An 8,198-nucleotide genomic window follows, 5' to 3' on the forward strand; every position below is an offset into this window, starting at 1 on the left:
TGGTCAACCGGCACACCGACAAGCCCGCCGCACCTTCAACCGGACCTGACCAACCTCATCTCAAACACGCACTCAGGGCTGGACCCCGCGGCCGATGGCGACCGGTGGCGCCAGCTACGAGATGATTGAGTGATGGGCCGCGTGGAGTGGACTCGTCTCGAAGGCAATGACGTCGAAGCCGTCGTTGCCATGCTTGTGAATAGGGAGAGACCAGACTCGGTACGTATCTCAACTTCGCGTGGTGACGGGGGCGTAGACATCTTGGAACGCCGCGCCGGCTCCGGCGGCGGCGACCTCGTTCACCAGGTCAAGGGCTACTGCAGGGCATTGACGTCCCGGCAGAAGACTGAGGTAGACACGTCCCTGCGGACGCTCACAAAGGATCCCCGGTGGGATCGTCTGAACGTCGAGCTGTGGTACCTGGTCACCCCGTGGGATCCGACCCCGGAGGCCGAGACGTGGTTGCAGGAACTCGCGGTCCGGTATGGGCTGAAGGCGGTTTGGCGTGGTCTCTCGTACGTCGAGCAGCTTGCGGCGAAGTATCCCGATGTCGTCGACTACTACCTGCACGGTGGCAGGACCGCGGTCGACAACGCCTATAAAGCTGTGGCCGCTATCTTCGCTCTCGGCGGGGACCAACAGGAGACGCTCGACATCCCGTCGGTCACTGCTCGCGTCCAAGCGGCGCTGCCGGCCCTCAACGTCGACCCGCACTACCGCTATGAGCTGCGCTTCGGCAGCGACGACTTTCCCCCGCAGGTCGAGCGCCCACGCTTGGTCATGACCTGGGTTAGCGGCCGCAGCGACGGCGGTCCCTGGGTGGCCGTAGACGTGATCGCCCGCTGCGCTGCCGCCATCGATGAGCGCCCTATTACGATCACCGGACAGCTTGTTGCGGAGAACGACAGCGACTTCGCGCACGAACTGCGCGACTTCGCCGCCTTCGGAACACCGTTCACCAGCCCCGCCGGTGCCTATGCCGGAGAGGTCGACGCTCCTGGCGGCCTCGGCGGACGCTTGGACAACGCGCGAATCATGGCGCTGCCGGCTCGCGAGGGTCTCGGCGCCAACCCGCAGTTGCACGTCGAGATCATGGACCCCGACGGTGAGGTTCTTGCTGCAGCCGATCTCGATCGGGTCGAGCGAAGCCATGGCACCGACGGCGTCCGGGTGGTGCTGGAGGAGGTCCACCACGTCTTCCAGATTGAGGACCGCTACCGGCTGCCCGAGATGAGCCTGAGGCGTACGTTCCGGTTCGCTGACTTCACCGGCGAACCCCCGGCAGCCGTTTTTTCCACGCTGCAGTTCCTCAACGTCTGCCAGGCGCCGAACACTGGGCGGATAAGCGTGCGCAACACACCGCCGGAAAGAGGCAGCCTTGACAAGGCCTGGGCCCTTGACTTCCCCGAGGAATGGCAGCGCAGGCTGCGCATATTGACCTTGACAATCGAGGCGCTGGCGGCCATCCAGCAGCACACCAGCACGCCGATCCGGGTTCCAGACCTCAGCCTCGTCTCGCCTGAGGAACAGCATCGTTGGCTTCTCGCCGCACGGCTTCTGGGCGGGGAAGAAGTCGTTGCGACCTATCCCGTGGGCCGCTGTCTGGTGTTGGAGCTCCGCTCCGAAGTCGACGTTCCGGACGGCGGCACGCTCGGCATGAAACAGCCACTGGACGTCGTCGTTGGCGACGCCCAGGTGAATCTGGGCGAAATGGAGATCTGGCTCAGCGATGCGACGTTGGTGCGGCGCGAGGAGCGCGAAGATCGGACTTATCACCTCTTCACAACACCGGACCGCCGCTACCGATACCGGCTGGCGCATGAGGAGAGCGTCGGCTAACGGAAGTAGACCTACTTCCTACCGATTAGGGCCGCTTCGCCGAGCGGAGCGACAGCGACTAACCCCGACAACACGTCTCTGTCTTCTGGGCCGCGCAGGAAGTAGACGTCGTCGTGCTGTGCCGTGAGTCCTTGGCGCGCTGGTCGCGGCTGGGATATTGGCGGAGGAAGGTCGCACGCGAGCTGCTCGACGCTGCTGCGGCTGTGGGCGTGCGCACGGCCGGTCGCTGGCGTGAACCCGTAGCTCTCATCCACGCACATCCGGCGCGAACGGCTCAGCGAGATGTCGCCATCCGGAACGAAGATCATGCGGGTTAGATACTCTGATCGACGCCGTGGCGCTGCCTTCGATCTCGCCGTACCGGGAAGTGACGGATGCACATCGAGACGCTTGTGCTGGAGAATTTCAAGTGCTTCGGGCCGGGCCACACCACGATCGACCTGGGGCCGGACCTGACCGCCTTCATTGGTACCAACGGCAGCGGGAAGACCGCCGCCTGCGAAGCGCTGCTGCGGCTGTTCGGGATCACCGGCCGGGAACGTGCCGTACGCGTGGATGATTTCCACGTTCCCGTCGACGAGTCCGAAGCTGCCACCAGCCGCGATTTGACGATTGAGGTGGTGCTCGCCTTCCCGGAGCTCGATGAGGACGATCAACAGACCGACGATACGGATGCCGGAGCCGACGAGGTAACCGATCTTCAGGAGGGCATCAACAGAGAGTTCGGCGACGATGAGGAGAGCGACGACGAGGATCCCGGTCAAGGCGAGGACGACCGAACCTCAGAACCTGCGGCCGTCGGCAGGCGGGCGGTTCCGGAGTTCTTCTCGCGGATGGCTGCCGATGACAACGGCGAGTTGAAGGTCCGCATCGTCCTGAAGGCCACATGGGAAGATGACGGCACCGTGGACGGCACGATCACGGAGGCCCGTATCGTCGTGAGCACGTTGGCCGAGGACTACGGTGAGGATGACTACGCGCCGCTTCCTCCGGCCGAACGCAGCCGTATCCAGATGATCTACATCCCGGCGTCGCGTGATGGCGCCCGCCAGATGACCGCGTTTCTGGGCAGCAGGCTGTGGCGGGCAGCGCAATGGTCGGCCGAGCTGCGGACCATGGTAGGGAAGCACGCCGCGGAGGTGGCGCAGCAGTTCACAGCCGAGCCGGTCGTGAAGGCTGTCGTGGACGCGTTGGGATCGCGGTGGCGCCAGCTGCACGATGCGGGGACGCACGCGGTCCCGAAACTGCGCCTGCTTGACGACGACTTCGACCAGCTCGTCCGCGATACTGAGCTGGTTTTCGAGCCGGATCCGACCGGACGCGCCCGGCCCGCTCGCCTGCTCAGCGACGGGCAACGGTCGCTGCTGCACCTCGCGCTGACGGCAACCGCTTTGGACGTCGAAGCCGCAGTCTGTGACCGCGCCCACGGGGCGGACTTCACGCTGGATGCGTCCCAGCTGCCGAACCTGACGCTGGTCGGCGTTGAGGAGCCGGAGAACAGCGTGTCGCCGTTCTTCCTGTCTCGGATTGTCAGCCAGCTGCAGGACCTTGCCGGCGGCGGAGCGGCCCAAGCCATCCTGTCGAGCCACTCCGCCAGCGTGCTGACCCGCATCGAACCGGAAGACCTGCGCTACTTCCGCAACGACCCGACCGCGGCTACATCCTCGGTACGCCCGATCACGCTCCCCCCGGACGACACCGAAGCCGGCAAGTACATTCGCGAGGCGGTACGCGCACACCCCGAGCTGTACTTCGCCAAGTTCGTCGTGCTCGGCGAGGGCGACACCGAACAGCTAGTCATCCCCCGCATCGCCCAGGCCCAAGGCGTCGACCTCGACCCCTCCTTCGTCGCGCTAGTGCCGCTCGGCGGCCGGCACACCAACCACATGTGGAAGCTGCTCAACGACCTGGGCATCCCACACGCGACGCTGCTGGACCTCGACTACGGCCGCACCGGCGCAGGCCCGGCTCGGCTGCGCGACGCCTGCAACCGGCTCCTCGCCAACGGCATCGATCCACTCGCCGACCTAGACGACTACGCCGGCGTCGATGACATTGACGACAGCCTGAAACTCACCGAACTGTGGCCGATCATCAAGCATCTGCGCACATTCGGAATCTTTTACGCCAAGCCGCTCGATCTCGACTACATCATGCTGGCCAAGTTCCCTGCGGCGTACACGACGCTCGAACCCGGCGAGACCGGACCGAACCCGAGCGACGCGCTGGCCCGCGTCATCGGCGACGAGAGCAGCGACGAGGCATTCTGGCAGCGACCGCATCGTGCCCTTCGCCTGCGCTGGTACCGCTACCTCTTCCTGACCCACTCGAAGCCGAGCAGCCATCTGCGGGCACTAGGCCGCCTCACCGACGAACAGTTGCGTGACGGTGCCCCGGAGGTCCTCACCGCCCTGATCAGACACATTCGCCGCAGGGTCGGCCTATGAGCCGACTCGACGCCGACGTCGCCGGCGAGGCGAGCACGCCGGCGACGCGGCCTACTGTGCTGATCCCGGCCGCCGACTGGCGGCCGAGCGGGATCGATGACCTGGAACCGGCCGCCTGGCGAGCGCTGTACCACGAAGGAAACACCGCAGTGGTCGCCGGCCCCGGTGCCGGCAAGAGCGAGTTCCTCGCCCAGAAAGCCGCCTACCTGCTGCAGACGGGCAGCTGCCCGTGGCCGCAACGCATCCTGGCGATCTCGTTCAAGCGTGACGCCGCCGCCAATCTGCGCCGGCGGGTCGCTGCCCGTGTTCCCGAACACGCCGACCGCTTCGTGTCCATGACCTTCGACGCGTTCACCAAAGGCCTGGTCGACCGGTTCGCCTCCGCGTTGCCCGACAGCTGGCGGATGCCGCACGGGTACGAGATCTCTTATGCCTCCGAACGTCAGGTCGAGGCTTTCCTCGGCGACATCGTCCCGGCTGCTCCGCCACTGATCCGTCTCCAGGTTGCCCAGCTGCACGCGAGCCGTTTCATCGCCGACACCGTCGGCAGCTGGGACCTGCCGGTCACAGCGCCGGACGCCGACCCGGACGACGCCGCCGCGTATGCGGCGCTGCAGTGGTGGCGACTACGCTACTTCGGGCGCGGCCCGGCAAGGGTGGATTTCGTCATGCTCAACCGGCTGGCCGAACTGCTCGTCCGGTGCGTGCCGAAGCTGCGGCGGGCACTGTGCATGACCTATCCGTACGTGTTCGTCGACGAATTTCAGGACACCACCAGCGCCCAGTTCCTCGTTCCTCGTCTCGGTGTTCGCCGGCGGTCCCACGGCCACTGCGGTCGGCGACAGCAAACAGCGCATCATGGGCTGGGCCGGCGCGCTACCCAAGGCCCTCGAGCGGTTCGCCGAAGCGTTCGACGCGACCACTCACCCGCTGACGTGGAACTTCCGTTCCACCAAAGCCCTGGTCGACGTACAGCACGTCATCGCCACCAAACTCGACCCCAAGACGGTACCGGTGATGTCGAAGGCCGACAACGACATCGACGGCAACCCCGCCGAGGTGTGGACCTTTTCCAGCCTCGACCGGGAGACCGCCGTCATCGCGGACTGGATCGCCGGTGACATCGCTGCCTCTGGCCGGGCACCGGCGGACTTCGCCCTGCTGGCCCGGCAGAAGATCGCCGACTTCGAGACCCGGTTCCGCGCGCAGCTGTCCCGCCACGGCATCAACGTGCGTAACGACGACGCCCTGGTCGCCACGATGCGCTTGCAGGATCTACTGAAACACGAGATCGCCCGCCTGCTGCTGGGCCTGCTACGGCTGGCCGACCAGCCGCGGGGACTATCCAAGGTGTGGCGCGAGGTGCTGGCGACACTGACCCGGATCCATGGCGCCGAGGGCGACACCACGGCGCAGCGGCGCGTCGGTGACGACCTGTCCACGTTGATCGTCGGCCTGCGAGCCTGGCTCAGGGCCCATCCACCAGAACAGACTGCTGCCGACGAGGTGTCCAGCTTCCTGCTCGGCATGCTCGACGTGGCCGCGCTGCGCCGATACGTCAAGTCGGCAACGCCGGGCGAGCGACTGCACCTCGTCACCGACGCATTCCAGGCCCGGCTTGCTACCGTGATCTCGACGAGCACCAACTGGACTGATGCGGCCGATCAGTTCGAGTGCTCCGACGCAGTCGTCCTGTTGACCGCCCACCGTGCCAAGGGCCTGGAATACCACACCGTGTTCTTCCTTGGCCTCGATGACCAACAATGGTGGGCACACGCTCGAGATCCCATCGAATCGACCTCCACCTTTTTCGTAGGGCTGTCCCGCGCTGCCCAGCGAATCATCTTCACGACCACCAGCCCGTACGCCCGGCACGGGCGAATCGCCGAGTTCTTCGCCATGCTCGACGACGCGGGCGTTCCGGAGATCGATCGAGGCTGAGGTATGGGATTGGAAGATCCTCGAACCAATCACGGGGATATCAGCTGCGCACCGCCAACGATTGCGCCAATCTCGGCGTACCGCCAGAGGGGCAGAGCCGACGCCCTCGAAACGGAGTGCGCTCGTCTACTCGCTCTCGGCGCACGTCGGGCTTCACCGCCTCGAAGCCCACGGCATCAATGGTGTCTGCATCGTCTTGAAAGACACCGAAGGCAGCGAGTTCTGTCGCGACTGACTGTGCGCAGCCCTCAACCAACCGTGCGATTGGAGGGCGTCCAATTGTCCGCTCATGCCGCGGACAACGCGCAGGTCGGCACCGGTCGCCGCTCGGTGAGCGCCAGCGCCGACTACGTTCGGTAACCGGGAGCAGCCACAGTTAGCCCATAGTGAGGTCAGTTATGGCCGGTCCGGCGGAGCCCATCTCGTGCGTGATGGCCAGGACTCAGATGATCCTTCGCCGCCCCACGTTCCTGCGGCGCCGCCCGCAGCAATCGGGCAACCCGCCGCCGCGGAAGGGCACGCTACCTGCGTCAACCAGCCAACAGTTCGCGCCGTCACTGACGGGAATCCAACGCCACCTCACCGCGCCCCAACAGCCTGGGCTCGCTGGCCAACAGCCGATCCGAGGCGGCCAACAGGGCTGGCCGATTCAGACGCCACGGTGCCCCTCAACATGGCCGACAGTCCCGGTCAGGCCATGGTTTACCGCCGCCGGAGCATGATCCTTATCTGTTGGGTGAGCGGGTTACGGTGAGGACTCATATTTGAGTTTCCACCGTGCACCACCCTCGGGCCTCGGCCCGTCACGGCAGGAGCCGCACTCACCCACCCGCCCATCGGCCGGTCGGCAGCGACACCTCCTCCCGCGACGCCCCGCCCACCCGCACCACCATGTTCCCACCCTCTCCGCGCCGTCGCTCCTTCCGATGCTGTTGCCCACCCATGGACCTATCCGGTCAACAGCCTCGACGGCAGCGCATCTCGCCGATCGCCATCTCTGCGAATGGAGGTACACACATGGCCGCATCCCTGATCGTCGTGGTCACTCTCGACCCCGGTATCACCGCTGATGCTCTCGCCGACTCCGCCGAGAACCGCGTCCACGCACAGGGACACCTTCGTCCCACCGGCCTTGTCAACCATTTCCCGGCACGCCGCCGGCTGGCCCGCAAACTCGTGCACCGCTCGCACGGACACACCGCCGGCGGACCTATTCGCCTGCTCAATCTGCATCTGATGCGCAGCCGCGCCGCGGAGTACGCCGCGTGGCAGTGGCAGCAATGGCGTTCCGTCGTCTCGGGCACCCGCGACGCCCAACCTTGGTGGGTGTTTCTCGACCGGCACCGCGCCGACCCCACCGCCTGGCCGATCAGCCGCGCCCAACAGGCGTACCTGGCGCAGCCCCGAGTGCTGGCGATGACCGCCTACAACGCCGCATACCGGCAGCACCCCATCCCCACGACCGGACTCGAATCGCTACAGGCCGGATTCAACACCCACCGCACCGCAGCCGCACTCGCCGCCGTTCCCGGCGACGCCACCGCCACTGCCACCGGCATGTGGCTCACCACCCACAGCGGCCGGCTGTCCGACCAACTGGCCTATCTCCACGCCGCCAACGACTACATCGACCAGCTTCCCCCGCGAACTCCACTGGTCGCCATCGCCGCCGACCCGAACGGATAAACCCCCGCACACATCCCGGGCATCGCCTGCCCGAGATTCCCCCCCATCCGGGCCGCACCCCTATTCATCCTCTTGCGCCGGGTAGGCACTGCGCCTGCCCGGCCATTGCCATGCCCCGACCGATTCATGCCGCTTCGGCAGTAAGGAGAAAGACCGTGACCAGCCCGCTGTTCATGCCGCACCCCCGCACCGACCTGTCTACCGCAGTCAGGGCCGTTGCGTTCTCGCTCGGCAAGCCAGTGAGCTGGGATGATGCTGGGTGATTGGCCTATGTGGAGGCGGTTG

5 protein-coding genes are annotated in these 8,198 nt (G+C 66.1%); all 5 read left to right on the top strand.

Annotated features, from left to right (window positions below; all coding sequences use genetic code 11):
* Positions 1 to 132: 132 nt before the first annotated feature.
* Positions 133 to 1,839 (top strand): hypothetical protein, encoded by a 1,707-nt coding sequence (locus ACLQ2S_RS27040; RefSeq protein WP_425703786.1) that lies wholly within the window; start codon positions 133 to 135, stop codon positions 1,837 to 1,839.
* Positions 1,840 to 2,213: 374 nt separating this feature from the next.
* On the top strand, positions 2,214 to 4,286 hold the full coding sequence (locus tag ACLQ2S_RS27045; RefSeq protein ID WP_425703788.1) for an ATP-dependent nuclease: 2,073 nt from the start codon (positions 2,214 to 2,216) through the stop codon (positions 4,284 to 4,286).
* Between the two features lie 56 nt (positions 4,287 to 4,342).
* The gene (locus ACLQ2S_RS27050; RefSeq protein ID WP_425703790.1) at positions 4,343 to 5,407 is read left to right on the top strand and encodes a UvrD-helicase domain-containing protein; all 1,065 of its coding nucleotides are present in this window, start codon (positions 4,343 to 4,345) and stop codon (positions 5,405 to 5,407) included.
* Positions 5,304 to 6,227, top strand: coding sequence for a 3'-5' exonuclease (locus ACLQ2S_RS27055; protein ID WP_425703792.1), 924 nt, complete (start codon positions 5,304 to 5,306; stop codon positions 6,225 to 6,227). The genes ACLQ2S_RS27050 and ACLQ2S_RS27055 overlap by 104 nt, the downstream gene beginning before the upstream one ends.
* A gap of 1,017 nt (positions 6,228 to 7,244) precedes the next feature.
* Positions 7,245 to 7,913, top strand: a complete 669-nt coding sequence (locus ACLQ2S_RS27060; RefSeq protein ID WP_425703794.1) for a hypothetical protein — start codon at positions 7,245 to 7,247, stop codon at positions 7,911 to 7,913.
* Positions 7,914 to 8,198 lie beyond the last annotated feature (285 nt).

Source organism: Micromonospora sp. DT48 (genome assembly GCF_049844495.1).
GTDB lineage: Bacteria > Actinomycetota > Actinomycetes > Mycobacteriales > Micromonosporaceae > Micromonospora.